Annotated in this window: 21 protein-coding genes and 1 pseudogene; 11 read left to right on the top strand and 11 right to left on the bottom strand. The window is 65.8% G+C overall.

The window, feature by feature from the left end:
- Window positions 1-5: 5 nt before the first annotated feature.
- The gene (locus AB0L97_RS34255) at window positions 6-3002 is read right to left on the bottom strand and encodes an AAA family ATPase (protein ID WP_364437980.1); all 2997 of its coding nucleotides are present in this window, start codon (window positions 3000-3002) and stop codon (window positions 6-8) included.
- A 265-nt stretch (window positions 3003-3267) separates the two neighbouring features.
- On the opposite strand from AB0L97_RS34255, the gene AB0L97_RS34250 reads away from it, so the two are divergent.
- On the top strand, window positions 3268-4413 hold the full coding sequence (locus tag AB0L97_RS34250; RefSeq protein WP_364437977.1) for an epoxide hydrolase family protein: 1146 nt from the start codon (window positions 3268-3270) through the stop codon (window positions 4411-4413).
- A gap of 144 nt (window positions 4414-4557) precedes the next feature.
- Window positions 4558-5055 (top strand): NUDIX hydrolase, encoded by a 498-nt coding sequence (locus tag AB0L97_RS34245; protein ID WP_364437974.1) that lies wholly within the window; start codon window positions 4558-4560, stop codon window positions 5053-5055.
- Here the strand turns inward: AB0L97_RS34245 and AB0L97_RS34240 are convergent.
- Window positions 5039-6295 carry a hypothetical protein gene (locus tag AB0L97_RS34240; RefSeq protein ID WP_364437971.1) on the bottom strand — a complete coding sequence of 419 codons (1257 nt, stop codon included), beginning with the start codon at window positions 6293-6295 and terminating at the stop codon, window positions 5039-5041. The genes AB0L97_RS34245 and AB0L97_RS34240 overlap by 17 nt on opposite strands.
- A 356-nt stretch (window positions 6296-6651) precedes the next feature.
- On the opposite strand from AB0L97_RS34240, the gene AB0L97_RS34235 reads away from it, so the two are divergent.
- Together AB0L97_RS34235 and AB0L97_RS34230 are read left to right on the top strand one after the other, a co-directional pair.
- Window positions 6652-6993 (top strand): hypothetical protein, encoded by a 342-nt coding sequence (locus tag AB0L97_RS34235; protein WP_364437968.1) that lies wholly within the window; start codon window positions 6652-6654, stop codon window positions 6991-6993.
- Window positions 6993-7361: a hypothetical protein gene (locus tag AB0L97_RS34230; RefSeq protein WP_364437965.1), complete on the top strand. Its 369-nt coding sequence runs from the start codon at window positions 6993-6995 to the stop codon at window positions 7359-7361. The genes AB0L97_RS34235 and AB0L97_RS34230 overlap by 1 nt, the downstream gene beginning before the upstream one ends.
- A 384-nt stretch (window positions 7362-7745) precedes the next feature.
- On the opposite strand, the gene AB0L97_RS34225 is transcribed toward AB0L97_RS34230, so the two are convergent.
- Window positions 7746-8219 (bottom strand): SRPBCC domain-containing protein, encoded by a 474-nt coding sequence (locus AB0L97_RS34225; protein WP_355158435.1) that lies wholly within the window; start codon window positions 8217-8219, stop codon window positions 7746-7748.
- A 63-nt stretch (window positions 8220-8282) separates the two neighbouring features.
- Between AB0L97_RS34225 and AB0L97_RS34220 the strand changes: the two genes are divergently transcribed.
- Window positions 8283-9047 carry a metalloregulator ArsR/SmtB family transcription factor gene (locus AB0L97_RS34220; RefSeq protein WP_364437961.1) on the top strand — a complete coding sequence of 255 codons (765 nt, stop codon included), beginning with the start codon at window positions 8283-8285 and terminating at the stop codon, window positions 9045-9047.
- A 216-nt stretch (window positions 9048-9263) separates the two neighbouring features.
- On the opposite strand, the gene AB0L97_RS34215 is transcribed toward AB0L97_RS34220, so the two are convergent.
- Window positions 9264-9437, bottom strand: coding sequence for a hypothetical protein (locus AB0L97_RS34215; RefSeq protein ID WP_364437958.1), 174 nt, complete (start codon window positions 9435-9437; stop codon window positions 9264-9266).
- Between the two features lie 356 nt (window positions 9438-9793).
- On the opposite strand from AB0L97_RS34215, the gene AB0L97_RS34210 reads away from it, so the two are divergent.
- The 3 genes and pseudogenes from AB0L97_RS34210 to AB0L97_RS34200 all read left to right on the top strand — a co-directional run bounded on the left by AB0L97_RS34210 (window position 9794) and on the right by AB0L97_RS34200 (window position 10782).
- The gene (locus AB0L97_RS34210; RefSeq protein WP_364437955.1) at window positions 9794-10012 is read left to right on the top strand and encodes a hypothetical protein; all 219 of its coding nucleotides are present in this window, start codon (window positions 9794-9796) and stop codon (window positions 10010-10012) included.
- A gap of 61 nt (window positions 10013-10073) precedes the next feature.
- Window positions 10074-10265, top strand: a pseudogene (locus tag AB0L97_RS34205) (short-chain dehydrogenase); the annotation flags it as partial.
- Between the two features lie 76 nt (window positions 10266-10341).
- Complete coding sequence (locus AB0L97_RS34200) at window positions 10342-10782, top strand: hypothetical protein (protein ID WP_364437952.1); 441 nt, start codon at window positions 10342-10344, stop codon at window positions 10780-10782.
- A 489-nt stretch (window positions 10783-11271) separates the two neighbouring features.
- Here the strand turns inward: AB0L97_RS34200 and AB0L97_RS34195 are convergent, their stop codons facing one another.
- The 4 genes from AB0L97_RS34195 to AB0L97_RS34180 all read right to left on the bottom strand — a co-directional run bounded on the left by AB0L97_RS34195 (window position 11272) and on the right by AB0L97_RS34180 (window position 15092).
- Entirely contained in the window at window positions 11272-11706 is a 435-nt protein-coding gene (locus AB0L97_RS34195) for a hypothetical protein (RefSeq protein ID WP_364437949.1), read from the bottom strand.
- Between the two features lie 694 nt (window positions 11707-12400).
- A complete protein-coding gene (locus AB0L97_RS34190; protein ID WP_364437946.1) occupies window positions 12401-13024 on the bottom strand; it encodes a hypothetical protein in 624 nt (207 codons plus the stop codon).
- Window positions 13024-14355: a hypothetical protein gene (locus AB0L97_RS34185; protein WP_364437943.1), complete on the bottom strand. Its 1332-nt coding sequence runs from the start codon at window positions 14353-14355 to the stop codon at window positions 13024-13026. The genes AB0L97_RS34190 and AB0L97_RS34185 overlap by 1 nt, the downstream gene beginning before the upstream one ends.
- Window positions 14352-15092 (bottom strand): ATP-binding cassette domain-containing protein, encoded by a 741-nt coding sequence (locus AB0L97_RS34180; RefSeq protein ID WP_364437940.1) that lies wholly within the window; start codon window positions 15090-15092, stop codon window positions 14352-14354. The genes AB0L97_RS34185 and AB0L97_RS34180 overlap by 4 nt, the downstream gene beginning before the upstream one ends.
- Window positions 15093-15235: 143 nt before the next feature.
- Between AB0L97_RS34180 and AB0L97_RS34175 the strand changes: the two genes are divergently transcribed.
- Window positions 15236-15577: a hypothetical protein gene (locus tag AB0L97_RS34175; RefSeq protein ID WP_364437937.1), complete on the top strand. Its 342-nt coding sequence runs from the start codon at window positions 15236-15238 to the stop codon at window positions 15575-15577.
- A 96-nt stretch (window positions 15578-15673) separates the two neighbouring features.
- On the opposite strand, the gene cysC is transcribed toward AB0L97_RS34175, so the two are convergent.
- The 3 genes from cysC to AB0L97_RS34160 are packed head-to-tail and all read right to left on the bottom strand — an operon-like array spanning window position 15674 to window position 19350.
- The gene (cysC, locus tag AB0L97_RS34170) at window positions 15674-17509 is read right to left on the bottom strand and encodes an adenylyl-sulfate kinase (protein WP_364437934.1); all 1836 of its coding nucleotides are present in this window, start codon (window positions 17507-17509) and stop codon (window positions 15674-15676) included.
- Complete coding sequence (gene cysD, locus AB0L97_RS34165) at window positions 17509-18441, bottom strand: sulfate adenylyltransferase subunit CysD (RefSeq protein WP_364437931.1); 933 nt, start codon at window positions 18439-18441, stop codon at window positions 17509-17511. The genes cysC and cysD overlap by 1 nt, the downstream gene beginning before the upstream one ends.
- A 9-nt stretch (window positions 18442-18450) precedes the next feature.
- The gene (locus AB0L97_RS34160; protein ID WP_364437928.1) at window positions 18451-19350 is read right to left on the bottom strand and encodes a helix-turn-helix domain-containing protein; all 900 of its coding nucleotides are present in this window, start codon (window positions 19348-19350) and stop codon (window positions 18451-18453) included.
- Window positions 19351-19434: 84 nt separating this feature from the next.
- On the opposite strand from AB0L97_RS34160, the gene AB0L97_RS34155 reads away from it, so the two are divergent.
- Window positions 19435-20598: a hypothetical protein gene (locus AB0L97_RS34155; RefSeq protein WP_364437925.1), complete on the top strand. Its 1164-nt coding sequence runs from the start codon at window positions 19435-19437 to the stop codon at window positions 20596-20598.
- Window positions 20598-21374 carry an SDR family oxidoreductase gene (locus AB0L97_RS34150; protein WP_364437923.1) on the top strand — a complete coding sequence of 259 codons (777 nt, stop codon included), beginning with the start codon at window positions 20598-20600 and terminating at the stop codon, window positions 21372-21374. Before AB0L97_RS34155 ends, AB0L97_RS34150 begins: the two co-directional genes overlap by 1 nt.
- Window positions 21375-21381: the final 7 nt, after the last annotated feature.

The following is a 21381-nucleotide window of genomic DNA, read 5'->3' as shown; positions in this document are numbered from 1 at the left end:
GGTCATCATCCGCAGCCGAGCAATCCGCGTTCTCGCGCGATCGCGGCCGCCTCGGTGCGGCTGGACGCTCCGAGCTTGGTGAGGATCCGCGAGACATGCACACCCGCGGTATTGGCGCTGATGAACAACTCGGCCGCGATCTGCCGGTTGCTCGCGCCCGTAGCCACCAGGCGTAGGACGTCGAGTTCGCGCGGGGTCAGGCCCGAGATGCTCGCTGGCCGGGCCGTGGCGGGCCGGTTCCCGGCTTCGGCGAGCTCGATGCCGGCGCGGTCGGCCAGCTGTCTGGCTTGCTCGGCAAGCGGCGCCGCCGCCAACTCGTCCGCAAGCCCGAGGACCGACCGCAGTGCGTCGCGTGCCGCCGCGCGATCACCCGCGGCCAATTCCGCTCGCCCGGTTTCGAGCAGGGCGCGCGCCAGCTCGTACGGCCGACCCAGGGCTTGCCAGGAGGAAACCGCCGCGGCCCAGTCGGCGGGACGGCCGCTGCGCACCGCGTGGCAGGAAGTCCGGTACGCGGCGTCGACCGCGGTGGTCACCGGCAGCCTCGCGAGAGCGGAGTCGAGAACCATCGGCGCGCAGCGGGTTCGGGCGATCGCCTCGGCCAGTGCCCATGCCTCGTGCGGGTGCGCGAGCAGATCGTCCGCGGTCAGCGTCGCGGCGCCGATCTCGGCGGCACGCTGCGGATTCCCCGCCGCGTGCGCGATCTCGGTCTGCACGGTGTGCAGCTGGATTTGATATTGCCTGGCCCAGCGCCGATTCCCGAGCAACGGCTGTGCGCTCGCCGCGCTCGCCGCCGCGGCCTGGTCGTCTCCACGCGCCAGCACGATCCGCGCGTGACACAGCAGCAGCGCGGCGGTGCTCAACGGGGGCAACTGCTCGGTGAGCGACTCATCGATCAGATCGAGAGCCTCGTTCCAACGACCCAGCGCGGTGAGCGCTTGCGCCCACTTGACCAGCAGGATCGGCGCGGCCTCGGCGAACCGGTAGCTCTCGTGCGCGGCGCGCAACCCCTGCTGGATCGCCGCGATGGCCGCCTCGTCGGCGCCCGCCGACACCAGCAGCGCCGTCTCCCACAGCACCACGGTCAGCAAGGTGCCCGGATTTCCCGCAGCATCAGCGGCGGCATGCGCCTGCTCGAAATGGGTCATGGCGACGTCGGGACGGCTCGCGGCGGCCAGCCCGAGATAGGCGTGGGCACGCGCGGCCAGCGACGCGGCGCTCCGGTCCTCGCGAAGGACGCTCGAATGCCGCCGGTGCCTCGCGGCGTCCGCACCAGCCGTGTCCTCTGCTTCGACGCCCCCGCCCGGGTTCGTTGCGACCGCGCCCGGCGCGCGGAGCGACGATGCCGTGACCGGCGAGGTGTCGTCGACGGGCGGGTCACCACGTAACTGTTCGGCTACCTCGACGGCGGCGCGCGCGTCGTTCTCGGCCGCTGTCGCACCGCTGAACACCCGCACCGCCGCGAGTTCGGCGAGGATTTCACCGCGCAGTAGGGTCGGCCGGTCCGAAGGAAGATAGGTCAGCGCCGCGAGCAGGTCGTCTTCGCCGCCGCCGCTGCTCTGATTGCGCAGTCCGGCGCGGTAGTAATGCAGGCGCGCGGCACGCTCCGGGGCGATCCGCGCATCGGTGGCGGCCAGCGCCTCGTCGGCCGCCGCGATGCCGCGCTCGACTACACCGCCGCGATGACACGCGGCCACGACCGCTGCCAAGACGTCGAGCCGATCGGCGTCCAACCGATGTGCCGCTTCCGGTACGCGGTCCCACAAACCGAGCACCCGGTCCAGGTGGTGCACCTGATCGCGATGCGCGCTCACCCTTTCCGCCTCCGCTGCGGCGTCCCACGCGGCTTCGAACGCCAGCGGCAGCTCTCCGGCGGCATGCGCGTGGTAGGCCAGTTCGGCGGCCGGGCATCGGTCCGCGCCCGGCTTCCTTCGCCGGGTAGCCAGGGCTTGGGAAAGTCTGCTGTGCATCGCTTGCCGCTCAGCCGGCAGGAGGTCTTCGTAGACGGCGTCGCGGATGAGAACGTGCCGGAACTGGTAGCCGGTGTCGGTGGAAACCAGGAGCCGCTGGTCGACCAGCTGACGCAGTGCTGTGGCGAGCGCGCCCTCGGGGAGATCGGAGGCGGCCGCCAGCAGGGTGTGCCGGACCGGTGACCCGGCCACCGCCGCGAGCCGCAGCACCGACGCGGCCTGATCGGACAGGTCGGACAGGTGATCGAGCAACAGCTCCGACAGCTCGGCGGGCGTGTCCTCCGGTGCGGGATCGAGTGCCTCGACGTACAGCGGAATTCCCCTGCTGCGCTCGAAGATCCGCCCGATGGTCCCTGGCTCGGGCTCCCTGCCGCGCAGCGCGGCCAATTGCCTGCCGACCTCGTGCCTGGTCAGCGGTGCTGAATTCAGCAAGCGGACACTCGGGTCTCGGCGCAGGCTCGCGATCAGCTTGCGCAACGGCTCGGAATCGGCAGGCCGGTGGGTGCCGACCAAGAACAGATCGCCTTCGGCGATGTTGGCCACCAGGAAGGCGAGCAATTCCAGGCTGGCGTCGTCGGCCCAGTGCAGATCTTCCAGCACCACCAACAGCGGCTTGGTCATCGAGAATTGTTCCAGCACGGTGAGGATCTCGCCGAACAACCGGATCCTGTCGGTGTCGGCCTCCGCCGCGCCCGACCGCGCCGCCAGTTCCGGAAGCCAGCGCGCCAGCGCCGGTCGCACTGGGAGCAGCGTCGCGAGCGCCTCCACGCCCTGGTCACGCAGCAGTGTGCGCATGACCGCGACGAACGGCGTGAACGGCACCCCTTTCGCGCCGAATTCCGGGCACCTTCCGTACGCCACTACCGTACGAGCCCCGAGCCGCGTCCGGAACTCCGCGACCAACCGCGACTTGCCGATACCCGCCTCACCCCCGACCAGCACGGTATGCACCGCCGGGTCCCGATAGGCATCCTGCAACGCCGCGAGCTCAGCGGCCCGCCCCACAAACGCGCCGCACACCGGAAGGCTGACCACGGCGCGATCATGCCCGCACCGCGCGCTCGACGCCAGTTCGCGAGTGGCACACCATCGAGAGGTCTTCTCGGCCGATGCCGCAGTGGTGTGCCACTCGCGAACTCGAGACCGGGGGCGCGGCCTCGGCCCGACCAGCGCGCCGGCGGGTTCGTGGCCATAGTGGTACGGCCCGGGTTCTGCGTTACTCGTCGGTGGGCTGGGCAAGCGCGGAAATAGTGATTTCTCGTGATTCGGCCGCCACCTCGTTACGCGAAGTATCAACGGCATGACGAACACCGAGATCGGCCCCTTCCGTATCGACATTCCGCAGGCCGACCTGGACGAGCTTCGGCTGCGGCTGGCGCGTACCCGTTGGATCGATGAGCTGCCGGGCGCCGGCTGGGAGCGCGGTGTGCCGACGGCGTACCTGAAGGAGCTGGCCGGGTACTGGGCCGAGAAATTCGACTGGCGTGCGGCCGAGTCGGAGCTGAACGCCTACCCGCAGTTCACCACCACCATCGACGGCCAGAACGTGCACTTCCTGCACGTGCGCTCGGCGCGGGAGGACGCAACACCGTTGCTGTTGCTGCACGGCTGGCCCAGTTCGGTGGCCGACTTCCGCGACGTGATCGGCCCGCTCACCGACCCGGACTCGAACGCGCCCGCGTTCCACCTGGTCATTCCGTCGCTGCCCGGCCACGGTTTCTCCGGCCCGCTCACCGAGACGGGCTGGAACGACGGCCGGATCGCGGCGGCGCTCGCCGAACTCATGGCTCGCCTCGGCTACGACCGCTACGGCGTGCAGGGCGGCGACCATGGCGCGTTCATCGCCCCGGCCCTGGCGCGGATCGACACCGACCACGTGCTCGGTGTGCACGTCAACGCACTGGTCACCTTCCCGACCGGCGACCCCGCCGACCTGGCTGCCCTCACCGACGCGGAACAGGCGCGGCTCGCCGCGATGAAAAAATTCCAGGATGACGGCTCGGCCTACATGAACCTGCAAGGTTCCCGCCCCGACACCATCGCCCAGTTACTCGCCGACTCCCCGGCCGGGCTGCTCGGCTGGATCGCGGAGAAATACTGCGAGTGGACCGACAGCGCCAACGACCTGCCCGAACAAGCCGTCGATATCGACCGCCTGCTCACCACCGTGAGCATCTACTGGTTCACCGACACCGCCCGCAGCGTCGCGAACCTGTACTACGAACGCTTCCACGACGCCACCATGTTCGCCCCGAAACCGAAGGGCACCGTGCCCACCGGCGTCGCGGTCTTCAAGGACGGCGACTACGCCATCCGCCGCTTCGCCGAACGAACCCACAACATCACCCACTGGTCGGAGTTCTACTCCGGCGGGCATTTCCCGGCCCTCGAGGTGCCGGAGCTGCTGATCGGCGAAATCCGCGAGTTCTTCCGGTCGCTCGGCTGATTCGAATGGAGTCGTTGGGCAGGCGGTCGTCGCCGCCTGCCTGAGGTCATGCCACGACTACCGATGCTCGTCGGCGGCCCGCCGGACTGAGATAACGTCGAGCAGGTGAACCGCACTCAGTGGACTATCCACGGCGAGCGTCTCGTGGACGAGAATCGCCATATCAGATTGTCGACCGTGGATGTGGAGCTACCTGACGGAGTGAAGTTCACGCAATACGTTGCGCGGATGCCGCGATGCGCAATGACGTTGGTACTGAACGACAAGCGCGAGGCGCTACTGATGTACCGGCATCGCTTCATCATCGATCGTTGGGTATGGGAACTCCCGGGCGGTTATGTCGACGGTGCCGAGGACGTAGCGACCGCCGCGGCACGGGAGGTCGAAGAGGAGACCGGCTGGCGTCCGAACACCATGGAGCATCTGGTCACCTATCAACCGGCCATCGGCACGCTGGATCAACCGCAGGAGATCTACCTGGCCCGTGGGGCGTGCTTGACCGACACCCAGCCGGACATCAACGAGGCCGAGGAGATCCGCTGGATTGCACTCGAGGAAGCGGAACGGATGATCGGGCGGGGCGAGATCGTTGGCGCCGCAACGGTGGTCGCGGTGTACCGAGCACTCAGCCTGCCCGCCTAGCGATCGTCCTGACCTGCTGTCGGAACTCTGCGACATCGGGCAGCGCCGCGTGTGTAGAAAGGCGACTGCACAAATCACGCAGGTAAGCAATTGTGCGTTGGGATCGCAACCCACTGACGAGTTCGAGCGCTTCAGTACCGAGTCGGACAGCTTCGTGTGGATCGCCATCGACGAGGGCGGATGCCAGCAGGCAAAGATTGAACGCACGTCCGCGGGTATACCCTTCCGACATCTTCAAGGATTGTTTCGCAAACTGAGCCGTCCGCGCGTGGTCACCGAGGTCGCGAAAACAGTGAGCGATCTTCGCCGACATATATGCATGATCGAAATAGTCGAGCCACGGTGGCCGCGCGCCGTCCGCTCGCCCGAAGGCGGCCTCGGCTGCATTGAGCGAAGCCGCGCAAGAGGATCCGTCCGCGCGCGCGGCATGCCCATGCGCTTCGACCAGATGGCATTCGGATTCGAGCGCCGGAAGCCCAGCTGTGCGCGCGGTGATCTGGGCTGCGCGGGCCAGGTCGATAGCGTCGCCTGCGCGCCCGACGTAGGTTGCTTGGTGGCTCATCGCGGCGAGGATTTCGGCACCTAGGCCCGCATCGCCTGCTGCCCGGGACATTCTCAGTGCTTGGATCAGATACCGCTGAGCGAGACCGTGCTGTTCGAGATCATAAGCTGCCCAGCCTGCGAGCTTGGTCAGTTCGGCAGTGACGGCGAACAACTGCCGGCCGATCGGTTCCGTGTAACTCCCGTGCAGCAGCGGTGCAACTGAGCTGTGCAGATAGTGCACGATTGTCGAGCGGACCTTGCCGCCACCGACACGATTGTCGAGGTCTCGGAACGCTGCCGTCATCGTTCGGACCGCAGCGACGTCGGATTGTCCGATCAGTCGGCCACCGCTGCCGGACATCGGATGCTCCGCTTCCCGCATGGTCAGCCATCGCATTGACGCAGCCGGGTAGACGGCCACGGCATACGAAGCACCGGTTAGGAATCGGCGGCGCTCCACATCACTCCTCCATAACGCGGTCGCAGCGGCCGTCGCCTCGGCAAGACTCAATGAAAACTCCAGGCCCAGATCGGCTGACTCCTGGCCACGCGACATGCCACAGTCTGACGGAACGAGCCGACGACCAATGAGTTCCGTCAGGACTTCCGCGATCAATTCAGGAACTGGTGTATTCGGTTGCTCGCCAGCCAGCCATCTGCCTACCGATGTGTGGTCATAAAAGAGTTCGACGCCCACACTGTGTCCACGCTCCACAACTCTACGAGCCAGGCCTTTTCGGCTAATTCGGGTTTCCTCGAGTAATTCTGCCAGCTGGCGATTCGGCAGCTTAGGATTCCGCCCCATGTCCTCGAGTGTGACACGGGCTGAACGAGCGGCGCCAGGATCGGGCAACTACGCACACCCCCTTTGCACACATTCCCCGTAGACGCACGCCTTTCGCGGGCTCGTCTCCGCGGGGTCTTCTTGATCCGGCCTCGGCGCCGGGTGAGCCGGTTCCTAAGCCGGGTACCTTCTGGGCCGCTATGACTCCGCGGGAGGTTCGCAGTCCCCGGCGCCGGGTGCCATACCAACCAACCAATCGAGGGGTGGACATGGCGGAAATCGCGCTCGGCTACATCAGGCTGGATCGGTCCGGCAGTGATCACACAGCTGAGGAGCGCGCAATTCGGGCGCTAGCCGAACGAAAGGGCTATCCCGAACCGGAAGTGCTGGTCGTGGATCGCGATGCGCTGATGCCGACGCTGCTGCTCGTACAGGCGATCCGCCGGGTGGGCGCTTCCGCCGTCATCGCTCCGACCCGGGAGCACATCTGGACTGCCAGGCGTGCGCTCACGGAGGAGGTGGCGCTGATTGTCGTTGCGCCCGAACAGATGTGGGAACGTGGGCACCGGTGGCCGCCGTTCGGATCGTCGGGGAGCGGGGTGGGCGTTTGATGTCCGGCTGGTCCGAGTTCGGCGTAGCCCTGATGGTGGGGGCGGCTGCGGTCGCGGTGCTGCTGACGGTCTTCTTGGCGGCGAGCCGATGGTGGCGGAAGCCGTTGCGTGGTCCGAGCGTCTATCACATCGCCGAACGTGTGGGCCATGAGCAACTGTGCCTGCTGGGCTGGCCGCCATTGGGTTGGCCTGCGGTAGAGCCGAGAGACGGCCCGGAATTCGCTCCCGGCGATGCGCACGCGCTCATGCAGGTGCATTTGGAATGCGATGCCAACGAATGCTCGTGGAAATGCGCGGCGGTCGAGGCCCTTCGGCTCACGGGCCGGATGCGCCCTTCCAAGTATCCGCGTCCACCGGACCGCCATTGACCCGCCGATCGGCAACCGTCGCGTGCTCCGCGAACTACCGGCCCGTCGTCACGACGGGCCGTAAATTGCCTCGGCATCGCGGAGCAACAGCACGAAGCGGATAGCCATCCGGGTCGATGGTCACCAACCGCGCGACGACATCCGCGTCCAGCAGTTCGGTGATCTCCGCATCCCGTAGTGCTCGCACCATAGGTTCATGCTGCCCGAGGCAGGGGTGGACTGCGGTATGGCTCGAGGCGACGGTGATCGACGTCAGTCCGAGCCCATCACACCGCCCGCGCCCGATACGTTCTTGTGAGCCCACTGATCAGTCGACGTGGTGCGTTGAAGGCCGCGTCGAAGCTGCCCGCGCTGCTGGTCCCGGTTCGGTTGTCCGGTCCGCAACTAGCCGCCGGAGACGATGGCGGCGAGGTTGGCGAGCTCGTTCTCCCGTCCCTGGGTGAGGCGCTGAGTCCAGACGTCGTCGTGCATGGCGTCGACGGTCATGACCACGCGGACGCCCGCGTCGGTCGGCTCGAGCTCGACGGTGGTGAGGAATTCGTACGGCTCGACGCCGGGGATGAAGTCGGCCAGGGAGGTGTAGGCGAGCCGGTCGGGGCCGTCGATCTCGGTGAACGTCTTGCGGGACTCGGTCGACAGTGGCATGCCCGCGGATCGCATGAATTCGATCTGCTCGGGGGCGGTCGCGGTCATCGTGTAGACCAGTTCGCCGCCAGGGCGCAGGTCGAGCTGGTCGACGCGGACGGTGAAACCGTCGGGCGCCCACCACTTCTCGATGCCCGCCGGGGTGGTCCACAGTTCCCAGATCGCCTGGGCGGTGGCGGGGTAGTCGCGTTCGATGCGGATCTGCTCGGACATGTCGTGCTCCTGATTCAGAAGTATTCCTTGAAAGGAATATATCTGAGGAGGCATGCTTGGTCAATGGACCCCGCACTATTCGCCGCTCTGGCCGAACCGAACCGTATGCGGATCGTGGAGTTGCTGAACGCCGCGCCGCGTCCGGTCGGCGAGATCGCTACCGCACTCGGCCTGAGACAACCGCAGACGACCAAACATCTCCAGGCGCTCCAGCGCGCGGGCCTGGTAGTAATGGAACCGCTCGGGCAGCGCCGCATCTACGCCCTGCGCCGGGGTCCGCTGCGCGAGCTGCGACAGTGGCTGGCGGGATTCGAGGCCGACCATCCATCGGAGTCGGTGCTCGCGGAATACCGGGTGGCAATCGCCGCCGAGCTGTTGTCGGCGCACGAATTCCATCGGACGCTGTCGGCGCCGCCGGCGACGGTGTGGGAGTGGTGGACCTCGCCCGATCTGGCGCGCCGGTGGTGGCACCCAGCGCATTTCGAGGTCGCCGACTGCGTCCTGCGGCCGGTCGTCGGGGGCGCCCTGTCGATCGTGCTCCGCGAGGGCGACGGTGCGCTGTATTCCAGCGCCGGGCGCTACCTCGAAGTCGTTCCACTCGAACGGCTCCGGTTCGAGTTGTCACCGCTGGACGGCAACGGGACCCCGTTGTTCCGGGCCGACCATCTCCTCGAGTTGACCAGCGTCACCGGCGGCACCCGCGTCGACCTACAGATCGACGTGTCCGACCCGACCCCGGGCTCGGAACCGGCCGTGGCCGGCATCCGCTTCGGCTGGAATCAGCTGCTGGACAACCTCGCTCACGTCATCAACCCGGCCACAAGCTGATTGGGCTACCGAGTGATGCTGTAGGCGGACGCCCGTAACCCGTGCAGAGGTATCCGCTGGTCGGCTGCCGGTGCTGACACGGCGACCGGTGGTTGCGCAGCGCACTGGGCAGAGCGCTGAATCGGCCCGCATATTGAGCTGATGGCGGCTATTTGGGGGAAAGCTGTTCGATGGTTGTCGGACTACCGCACCCGATATGTCGATATCGTCCGCTGATCAACCGGCGACGGGCCCCCTCCGCCGGGACAGCGCAGACTGCAGCACCACCAGCCCGCCGAGGACGACTACGGTCACGCCGATCGCGCGGAGTCCGGCGTCCGCGCCCGAGACGAACGCCGTTATCACTTCGGTGGCGCGATCGGGGGCAGTCGAGGCGAGGGCTTCGGCCACGGTGTGCGGAGAATGGCCGGGCGCGGATGTCCGGCGGCAGCGCACCGGCGATGGCGCCGGACAGCGTCGGAAGTGCCAGTGCCACACCGGTTCCGGTGACTACGAGCCATGCCGCGTACGCGATGTAGGACGTCTGTGTGCCGCTGGTGGACAGTCCGAGCAGTCCGCAGCCGACGAACGCGAAGGCCAGCGCGATGGTCGCGTCGAGGCCGATGCGTCCCGAGACGCGTCCGGCGTGTCGTGCGCCGAGGATGATCGGGACGGTCAGCGGCACGATGCCCAGCCCGGTGCGCAGCACGCCGAAACCCTTGCCCCCTTGCGTTCGGTCGGGGACGGCGTGCAGCAGGACCGAAAGGGTGTTGGGCAGCACGGCGGCGGCGCCGACTCCGGTGATCGCACGGCCGACCGGCGTCGTGGTGTTCAAGGACGGCGACTACGCCATCCGCCGCTTCGCCGAACGAACCCACAACATCACCCACTGGTCGGAGTTCTACTCCAGCGGCCATTTCCCGGCCCTCGAGGTGCCGGACCTACTGATCGGCGACATCCGCGAGTTCTTCAGCGCGCTCGGTTGATCGGCTGGAAGTCATAGGCAGGCGGTTGTCACCGCCTGCCTACGCCATGCGTGGCGACGAGGAGGAGTAGCTCGAGAACACTCCGCTGGGGCGTAGCAGGCGCGCGGCGGAGATCGCGGATGTCGCGGTGTTCCTGTCGTTGGACAAGGCAGCCTGGATGAGTGGGGCGGCAATCAATCTCAACGGGGGTACGCATCTGCGGCGGTATCCCGATGTGCTGGGGCGGGGTCGGGCGATGGCGGAAGGCGGATGAAAAGGACACGGTGGTGAATTCGTGCGGTAAGTAGTGTCGAGGCGGGGCAAGATCGCGAATGGGCTGGGAGGCCGGGGTGAGTGGGACGGAATGGGAGATGTTCTGCTCGGAGGTGTTTGCCATCGCCGAGCGTTACGCCATCCAGACGTTTTCGAATCCCGGCACTCTGGTGCTATCCAGCGGATCCTCGTCGACGGAAGCCGAAGTGTGCGGGGCCAACCCACACATCAAGCTGGTGGATATGGGTGACGCCGCGGTGCGCATCGAAACGGGCTGGTGCGTCCGCGCCATCGCCGACTACGAAGTCCAATTCGAGGACAAGCCGTCCCAGGCGGCCGCGGCGGTCGAGGCGATCATTCTCGGGGGCGCCGAAGAGTATGTGATCACCGATGACGACGACCGGTGGGTGGCGTTCGGGTGGTGTATTCGGGGCAAGGATTCCCTGATGTCGAAACCCCCGCACATCACCTCGGGACGAAAGGCGGTTCGTCGGCTCCTGCCGTGGCGGTCGGCGTGACCATGCGGCCAGGAGCTCGACCGAGCCGACCCAGCTGCCGTCGGTGCAGCGTGCCCAGCCGTGGAGTGGCCGGGCGCGGTGGAGCTCGTGCTCAGCGACATCGACGCAGTGCACCTCCTGCTGCAGCGCCTCACCGACCATGGTGAGTGAGTCGTGACCGCCCTCGAGGATGCGATCATGTTGGCTCAGACGCTGCGCGACGCGAACTTCTTGCCGCGGCACTGGCGTCCTAAACGGCGGTTCGCCGCCCGATAGCGCAAGCGACCAACCGACCCGGATCGGCCCCGCGTGTCTCGACCGACGATCTGCGACTCTCACACCGCAGCGGATCGCTTAGTCGCCGAAAGCTTCCCCACCGTCCGCCGCGGTTGCTCCCATAATGTTTCTAACCGCCGGATTCGAGTGCACCTGGATGAGCGAGCGTGTACAACGCATCCGATCTGGTCGGGTCGGTACCCCTGAACGGAACCGACCCGACCCGACCCGATATCAACCCACGCGCTGGGCGAGCTTGAGCTCGACACGTCGGAGTTCGGCCTTGTAATTCTCGAAGGTCATCGGTTCAGCGGGAGCGATCTCGAAGTGTTCTTTGTCCCGCCCATTTTCACGTTGGGTGATCCTCAGCGTCGAGGGGATGCTCATCACCGCGTAAGCTCCACCGAAGCGTTCGACCTTCGAGGCGTCCCGGTGAATCGATACACCATGGGTCACTTGCACCAGGCCGTCCCGTATCTTCACGTCGACGTCTCTGGGCTCTAAGCTGGACCCGCCACGGTAGTAACCCAGACCGACGGGGTAGTACCCGCCAGCCGCAACGAAGGGTGGTCCGTCGACACCTGGTGTCGCCAGCGCGGGGCCTTCTGTCGAACCGGTGGCGACTAAGGCGACGAAAAGGAGGATCGTGGAGAGTATTTTCCGAATCATCTAATCCAACCGATCCTCGGCCGCGCGGTGTTTTCCGTGGCTACGCATTCGTTGATATTCACTGTTCATTGGATGACCTCGTATTTGAATGTGCCACGTGCGCTGCCTGGCTTCTTGCATGACAGCGTGACCCGAGCGTCGTCATTCCTCGAAATAGTGAATACATGGCTCGGGTCGGGCTGATACGAGCAGTCGATCGAAACCCGAATGCGGTAGGTTCTTTCGGAACTGAGGTTATAGCACCGCACCTCTATGTCGGTGTCACTCTTGCGATCCGACTTACACTCGAACGGTGATGGCACCGGCTGTGCAACAGCCTCAGTTGCCGTAGCTGTTTCGCCCCCGAATGCCAGTGTGGCGATACTGCAGAAAACCGCAATAGTACTGATGACCTTCATCAATGTCCGCCTTCACGTGTGACGTTTACGTAAAGGTCGATCATCGGCGAACCCCCCGTAAACCCTCCCAGTTGAGGCGCTCCGACGAGAGCGCCGAACTGAAGGTATCGCAGGGCTGGTCGACTGTCAATCGAAATGTACTGCGTGCCAACCTCTTCGAAAAATTGCCTGCTCGATCAAAGCCGGAAGCCGGCATGTCCGCGCGCCGACCAGGTTACGAGTTGCCGTCACGTGCGAGGCGGAGGTTTCTGGAGTATTCCAGTCGCTCAGCCGCTCGAAGACACTGAAGGTATTGCCTAGTGTGCCCAACGCTCCCAGAGCGTGGAGTGGGCTCGCGGCACCTGGGTGAGCCACATGATCGAGCCGAGACCGAATGTGAGCAACGATATCGATCCGAGGGCGAGGGGAGTGGTGAACCCCCTCATATCAGTCCACGTTCCGGGGGAAAAAGTCCACCACCACGGCAGCGTCTGGATCGACCACGCTGTGATCATGCATAACGTCAGTGCCACCATCCTGGGTAGATATAAGCAAGCCAACAGGCCGATTCCGAAGAAGAGTGAGGTGTCGAAGCCTGCGCGTATGACGCCTCCCAGCGGGATGTCTTGCAGACGGATCGCGCAGATTATCGATGCCGCCGAAGTGACTGCTAGAGACAGTACTTGTGCACGTTCTCGCACAAAACGTTTGCTGGATATCGTGTGCTCATGCGATTCGCCGAGGCGTGAGCCTGTGGCGACGACTAATGCTCCGGCCAGGATGATCGGGACAAGGCGAGCAGGGCTGATGCCGACGCCGTGTTCTAGCCCGTAGAGCCTCGGTATCTGCTGATTTGCAAGCGCGATCAGCGGGAAACACGCGATGACGAAGGGCGCAGCATCTATCGTTGTTCGCATACGGAGGTACTGGCCGAGCGGCATCACCGATGCCCGGCGCTCTCAAGCAGACTGGCCACCGATATGGTGTCGCAGTCCACGATAGCTCGATATGCTTTCGACATATAAGCGAACTGGTTTTCCAGCGGCCAATCGCGCACACGCTCAGCGGCAACGTACTCATCCGTTGGACTTCCATCGCTGTAGCGCGAGACCAGGCGGTCCCCCTCGAGTGGGAAATTGGTGAGCCATCGCATGTATATTTGGTTCAGGGCCAGGAAGTCCGCCCGCAGTGTGGCATCGCCGGGGCATTGTTTCGGCTGCTCCGAGCCGATACATGACGTGCTTTCCACCGGTACCCGGCCCAATATGTTGACGATACCTTCTTGCACCGTGCGGAAGGGGCAGATCTTCGCCGTCGCGTCGGTGGTCGCGCCGGATACGCTGAGTCGTCGAGGGGGTGGGTAGCCCGTGTTTCGCATGGCCGAGGTAAGTCGGGGTAGCGCGTGTTCCAATGCGGCCAGCCGCTGAGTGTCCTCTGCCCAAGAGCACACTTGCAATTCTGTGCCGACACAGATGGGTTCGGCCGCGGCGGCCCGAGGTTGGAGCCAGGCATTCCCGCCTGTGACTACCGAGGCTGCGATCGGGATCACGACCGCGACGGCGAGTGTTGCACCGGTGGTCGCCCGCGAACGTCGGCGCAGGGTCGTTGCGGCGAGGATCGATACCACGACGAGCAAAGTGGTGACTACACCGGCGATTGTCACCGTGGAATCAGGCGACAGCTCGACGGCATACGATGGCAGCGAGGCCAGTTGCCGACCGGCGAGCAACGGAAATCCGATATGCCCGTCATTCGCCATGACCGACCCTACCGACAGTAACAGCATGGCAGCCGTCGCAATGAAGACCGCGGCAGCCTTCCGCACCACGGTGCCGATTGCCCATCCCACCGTGACGCAGAACAAAAGCCACACGGCACCATCTATCACGACCGGAATCTTTGGAGATCCGGCGCCATCACCGGTGAATCGGTAGACGACGAGAATCGCGTAGTCGATGAAGAACAGCGCGATGACCACCGCATACAGGCGGATCAGGTCGCGCAGCGCGATTTGCAATCCACTTCGTGCCGACGTATCCATGCGAAGTGGGAGCGGCCATCGTTGCGACACCCACGCCGAAATAGCGGCGACTCCCACGCCGACCATCAGGGTGCGGCTCGCGGCTGAGACATCGATCCCGGGCCAGTATCCACTAAATTGTTCCATGGGATCTGCGATTTGCATGAAGGCGAGAGACAGCGCAAACACCGCAAGGGTCGCCGATGCGGTAATCGGGCGTCCACCTGCGAGGTAAGTCACGAAATTTCTCACGCGGACACCGCTCCAGCATCTTCCTCGTCGGATGCCAGTTCCATGTATGCCTGCGAGACTGAACCGTATGTTGCTTGGAGACCAGCCGGTGTGTCGTTGGCAACCAATAGTCCGTCGCTGATGATGCCAACCTGGTCCGCTGCTTCGGTGTCCTCGGAAATGTGGGTGGATACCAATACGACGGCCCCCTCGCGGCCGTAGGCACGGATCATCGTGTTCAGGGAATGGCGATGTTTCGGATCCAGCCCAGCTGTCGGTTCATCGAGGATCAGAAGCGACGGTGAATGCACGATCCCCGCAGCAATCAGCGCCCGGCGTTGCATGCCCCCGGACAGGTGCCGAATCCGGTCGTTCGCGCGCGCTCCGAGATCCATCCGCTCCAACGCTCGGCTTGCTGCCGCGACTGATTCCCGACTGGACATGCCGCGTAACCATCCGCAGTAGGACACGAAATCCCGCACACGCATCGCGCGATCCACGTCCAATGCCTGTGGCACCCACCCGATGCGACGCCGGATGGCTCCCAGATCGCGTGGGTCGGACCAAGAACGTCCGTCGGCGGTGATGTCGCCGTCCGTCAGAGCGAACTTGGTTGCGACCAGTCCGAGCAAAGTTGACTTGCCTGCGCCGTTGGAGCCGAGGAGCATCGCCACACCTTGCTCGAGCTCCCACGTCACGCCGCGTAGCACCGATCGCGCTCCATAGGAGAAGCTCACATCGTTGATCAACAAGCTCATGATTGCACACTATCCCCCATGCCAACCCCACGTATCGCTGAAGGCACAATAGCGCAACGAATTACGGATGAACAGCCGAGACGACAATATTGCCCTAGGTAGCTGTGATCGGGGATCCGCTGGCAGGCTGCTGGTGCCGGTCGGTGGAAGCGTTCGCGTTTCGTGCCGCAGGGGATCGCTGGCATACTGATCAAATGGCCATGATATGGGGGAACGCCGTTCGATGGGTGTCGGATACTCAGCCGGGCGTCATCGAGGTAGAGTTCACCGACGCTGAGGGGGTGACGCACAGCTTGATCGACAAAGTGTGGATCTTTGGCGCACCCGACGACTTGGGGTCGGACTCGGCCTACCCGGTGCCCGTCGAGATCGGCGTGGACCTCGTCGAACAGGTCGGCGACTCGACGGTGGTCGATCTCAAAGCTGAGCCACACAACACCGACCGCATCCGGTACATCGTTCCGAGCGCGCACATCGTCCGCTGACTGCGATGGCGCCGTGCCGATCAGGCTGACGCGGTATATCCGGAGATGGGCGCCTGCACCGCCGCTTATCTCCGGATAGTAGGCGCCGATGCGGGATCAATCCAATCGGCTCAACCGCGCGATGATCGTCGCGGCCATCGCCGCCGGGTCGCCGTGGTCGGGCCGCAGGACGATCTCGGCTTCGGTCGGCGCTTCGTAAGGGGCGTCGATGCCGGTGAAGCCGCGGATCTCACCCGCACGGGCTTTGGCGTACATGCCTTTCGGGTCGCGCGCTTCGCACTCCGACAGCGGCGTGTCGACGAACACCTCCAGGAACGGGATGCCCGCCGCTTCGTGGGCGGCACGGGCGCGGTCGCGGTCGGCGCGGTAGGGGCTGATCAGCGAAACGACCGCTACCACACCGGCTTCGGCGAACAGTTTCGCTACTTCGCCGACCCGGCGGACGTTCTCTTCCCGATCGGCCGCGCTGAATCCGAGATCGGAGTTGAGGCCGTGGCGCAGGTTGTCGCCGTCGAGGAGGAACGCCGGGCGGCCCGCCGCCACCAACCTGCGCTCCAGTTCCACAGCGACGGTGGACTTTCCGGAGCCCGACAGCCCGGTGAGCCAGACCGTCAGGCCACGGGTGGCGCGCTCGTCGCGCTCGACAGCGGTGGAGTGCCAGACCACCCGGGAGGACGGCAGGCTCGGACCGGTGATCATGCCCGCCGCGACGGTGTTGTTCGTGGTGTCGTCGACCAGGATGAAGCTGCCGGTGGCGCGGTTGCGCCGGTACGGGTCGAACAGCAAGGGCTGGCGGGTGCGCAGCTGGACGCGGCCGATCTCGTTGAGCGACAACGTCTCCGCGTGCTCGTCGCGGTGCAGGGTGTTGACATCCAGCCGGTAGTCCAGGGAGCGCACCTCGGCGGTGGCCGCGCGGGTGGTGTGCCGGATGGTGTAGGTCGCGCCGGGCGTGAGCTGGGTTTCCTCGGCGAACCAGCACACCATCGCGTCCAAATCGCGCCCGGTGTTCGGGCGGTTGTTCGGGCGGCAGATCAGGTCGCCGCGGGAGATGTCCAGCTCGTCGGCGAGCTGGATGGTGACCGCCTGCGGCGGAAACGCTTCCGCGACAGGCGTGCCACCCGGCCCCCAGATCGCCTGCACCGTCGTGGTGAAACCCGACGGCAGCACCGCCACTTCGTCGCCCGGTTTGAACACCCCGCCCGCCACCGTGCCCGCGTAGCCGCGGAAGTCCTGGGCATGGTTGCGGGTGACGTACTGCACCGGGAAGCGGGAATCGATCAGGTTGCGGTCGGAGGCGATGTGCACCTCTTCGAGGTGATGCAGCAGGGGAGTGCCCTCGTACCACGGCATGCTCGCGCCCCGGTGCACGATGTTGTCGCCGTGCAGCGCCGACACGGGCACGAAGGTCAGGTCGGAGACGTCGAGTTTGGAGGCGAACCGCGCGAACTCCTCGCGAATCTCTTCGAACCGTTCCTGCGACCAGTCGACCAGGTCCATCTTGTTCACGCACAACACCAGGTGCGGGATGCCGAGCAAACTGGCGAGGAACGCGTGCCTGCGGGTCTGCTCGACCACGCCTTTGCGGGCGTCCACCAGGATCAGCGCCAGGTCCGCGGTGGACGCGCCGGTCACCATGTTGCGGGTGTACTGAACATGCCCGGGGGTGTCGGCGATGATGAACTTTCTTCTGGGCGTGGCGAAATAGCGATGCGCCACGTCGATGGTGATGCCCTGTTCGCGTTCGGCGCGCAGGCCGTCGGTGAGCAGCGCGAGGTTAGGGTAGTCGTCGCCGCGGTCGCGGCTGGTGCGCTCCACGGCGGCGAGCTGATCGGTGAACAGCGTCTTGGAGTCGAACAGCAGTCTGCCGATCAGCGTCGATTTGCCGTCGTCGACGCTGCCCGCGGTGGCCAGGCGCAACAGTGTGGTCGTCATCAGAAGTAGCCTTCGCGTTTGCGGTCTTCCATCCCCGCCTCGGAGATGCGGTCGTCGGCACGGGTGGCGCCGCGCTCGGTCACCCGCGCCGCGGCGACTTCGGCGACCACGTCCGCGGGTGTGGCCGCGGTGGACTCGACACAGCCGGTGCAGGTCGCGTCGCCGACGGTGCGGAAACGGACGGTGGCCTCATACGGCTCCTCGCCGTCGAGCAGCTGGAGAAAGCGGGTGTGCGCCAAGAGCATTCCGTCGCGCTGCACCACCGGCCTGCGGTGCGCGTAGTACAGCGGCGGCAGCTCGATGCCCTCGGCGGCGATGTAGCTCCAGATGTCCAGTTCGGTCCAGTTCGACAGCGGGAAGACGCGAATATGCTCGCCCGCGCGGTGCCTGCCGTTGTAGAGGTTCCACAGTTCGGGGCGCTGCCTGCGCGGGTCCCACTGGCCGTACTCGTCACGGAAGCTGAACACCCGCTCCTTGGCGCGGGCCTTCTCCTCGTCGCGGCGCGCGCCGCCGAAGACCGCGTCGAACGCGCCCTCCTGGATCGACCGCAGCAGCGTCGTCGTCTGCAACCGGTTGCGGGAGGTGCGCGGCCCGGTCTCCTCGACGACCCGTCCTGCATCGATGTCGTCCTGCACCCGTCCGACCACCAGGCGCAGGCCCAGGCGGGCCACCGTCTCGTCGCGATAGGCGATCACCTCGTCGAAATTGTGCCCGGTGTCGATGTGCAGCACCGGGAACGGTAGCGGCGCGGGCCAGAAGGCCTTTGCCGCCAGGTGCAGCATCACCACCGAATCCTTGCCGCCGGAGAACAGCAACACCGGGCGCTCGAATGTCGCTGCCACTTCACGGAATATGTGCGCCGACTCGGCCTCGAGCGCGTCCAGATGGGGCAGCTCGTAGGTGCTCGCCGTCGACTTCGCGTACTGGCTCACACCGCAAAACTAGAACACGTTTCGGTCTTCGGTCAATGGTCTGCGTCCGCCCGAGTTCGCCGTGACCGCGTCAGCGGCGTCCACCAGCGCCGCGCCGCGGCGGGCGATCTCCGCCCCGGTGATCGAGCGGCCGACGTACATCGTGAGCACCATGTTCTGCCTGCCGTCGCCGTCGTAGGTCGGTGCGGCGAGCAGGCTCACCGCGTGCTCCTTGCGCGGCCGTAGATCCGCGCCCAGATACACCCGCTCGCCGAGGCTCGTCACCAGTTCGCCGACCAGTTCGCGCAGCTCAGGGGGTAGGTCCCGATCGGCGACCCCGGCCAGCAGTGAGTACAGCCGACGTCCCGCGGTGGTCATGCTCTCCACCAGGAATCCCCGCTCGCGGCATTCGGCGACCACTTGACGCAGGCGCGTCTCGTCCTGTCGCAACGGCACCGCGGGCGGCTTGGCCAGCCAGGCGTCGAACGCCGCGTCGGTGTCCCAGAGCACGTACATCAGGCCGACCGGAGGTGCGAAATGGTAGGCCGCGCCCACCTTCACCAGGCCGGGTCCGGTGCTCTCCAGCACCATGATCTGCTCGCCGACGACCGCGGACGCGGTGCAGGTGGTGTGGTAGCGCGCGGAGAGTTTGTCCAGCTCGACGCGGGCGAGCGCGGAGATGGCGAAGCTGTCCTGCGCCACCCGGCCCGCCGCGATCAGTGCGGGCCCGAGCCCGTAGGTGCGGGTGTCGGCGTCGCGCATCAGGTAGCCGCCCGCGGTCAGCTCGGTGAGGATGCCCAGGCAGGTCGGCTTGGCCAGGTCGAGTTCGCGGGCGAGCTCGGAGAGCCCGAAGCGTTTCCCGCGCTGTTCGACGAAGAAATCCAGGACCTGCACCACGCGTGCGGTGGGCGCGGACCGACGACCGACCATTGACCACTCCTAGAACACGTTCTAATCTTTCTTCTATCGAAATGTACCAGAGTGGTACATATTTGGAACACCGGAGAGAGCCTCTTGCTGACACAGCCGTTCGCGGACGCCATCGCCGCCGCCGAGCAGATCATCACCGGAGCCGCGCACATTCGCACCGAACAGGACCTCGTCGAGGGCTACGACTATCTGGCGGGCAGCATCCGCGCGTCGTTGCAGATGGCCTGGGCCTACGAGCTGGACTTCCCGTTCTTCGTCATGTCCACCGGCCCGTACACCAAGATGGGGCTGGACAACCCCGACACCCTCTACTACCACTCCTACCTGCGCCCGGACGCCGAATATGTGGTGACCGGCACCCGCGGCACCACCCGTGACCTGAGCTTCCAGGTGCTCAACGGCAACTATTCGCCCGTCGACGTGCCCGACAGCCTCACCGCTTTCGACGACCGAAAGCTCGACATCCGCGCGGACGGGACCTACGAGATCCGCTTCGGACCCGGCGAAGCGGGCCCCGGCTATGTGCACCTCGGCGCCGACGCGGCGATGCTCGTGGTCCGCGAGGTGCACAGTGACTGGGTGACGGAGAAGGCGGGCACGATCCGCATCCAGCGCGTCGACCGGATCGGTGACGCGCCGCCGCCGCTGACCAAGGACGTGCTCACCAAGCGATACGGCGTGGCGGGCAAGATGCTGGTGTCGCGGTTGAAGACCTTCCTGGCCTTTCCGGAGTGGTTCTATCTGAACCTGCCGGTGAACACGCTGACCGAGCCGAGGCCGACGCCGGGCGGGCTGAGCACCCAGTTCTCCTCGGTGGGTCACTACGACCTGGACGACGACCAGGCCATGATCATCACGGTGCCCAGATCCGACGCCCCCTACCAGGGCTTCCAGCTCGGCAGCATGTGGTACCTGTCGCTGGATTACATCAACCATCAGACCAGCCTCACCGCCGACCAGGCACACGTGGACCCGGACGGGATGATCCGGCTGGTGGTCAGCGAGCGTGATCCTGGCCTGGCCAACTGGATCGAGCGCACCGGTCATTCCCGCGGCTACCTCCAGTTCCGCTGGCAGCGGCTGTCGCGGGAGATGAAACCCGACGACGGGCCGACCGTGGAGATCGTTTCCGTCGCGGACCTGCCCAATCGCCTGCCGTTCCACGAACAGGCGCGGGTCACGCCGGAGCAGTGGCGCGACCGGATCGCGGCGCGTCAGGTCGCCGTCGCGGAGAGGATGCTCGGCTGATGTTGCTGCGGGACAAAGTGGTCGTCGTCTCCGGCGTGGGGCCGGGACTGGGGCGTGCGATCGCGGTGCAGAGCGCGAAGGCGGGCGCGGACGTAGTGCTGGCTTCCCGGACCGAATCGCGACTGACCGAGGTGGCCAAGGAGATCACCGAACTGGGCAGGCGCGCGGTGGTCGTGCCGACCGACATCAACGACGAGGCCGCGGTCGTGAATCTGGTCGAGACCGCGCACAGCGCCTTCGGCAAGGTCGACACGCTGGTGAACAACGCCTTCGCGATCCCGCCGATCGTCGACCTCGCCGACGTCGACCTGGATCAGGTCCGCGCGGGCTTCGAGACCAACGTGCTGGCCGCGCTGCGCCTGACCAGGTTGTTCGTGCCCGCCCTCACCGAGACCAAGGGCTCGGTGGTGATGATCAACTCGGCCGTGCTGCACCACTCGCGGCGCACCTTCGGGCCGTACAAGATGGCCAAGGCCAGCCTGCTCGCGCTGGCGCAGAGCCTGGCCACCGAACTCGGTCCGAAGGGCATCCGGGTCAATTCCGTCGCGCCGGGCTACATCTGGGCCGACAACCTGAAGTGGTACTTCAACTACCTGGCGCAGCAGCGGGGGATCACCCCCGAGGAGGTCTACGCCGAGACCGCGAAGACCACCGACCTGCGCAAACTGCCCGAACCCGACGAGATCGCCGACGCGGTTGTGTTCTTCGCGTCCGCCTTGGCGCGCGCGATCACCGGCGCGTGCCTGGACGTCAACGCCGGCGAATTCCACCACTAGGAGATGA

The organism is Nocardia sp. NPDC051911, from assembly GCF_040681035.1.
Taxonomy (GTDB): Bacteria; Actinomycetota; Actinomycetes; order Mycobacteriales; family Mycobacteriaceae; genus Nocardia; species Nocardia sichangensis.
This window is presented reverse-complemented; position numbering and strand designations above follow the sequence as displayed.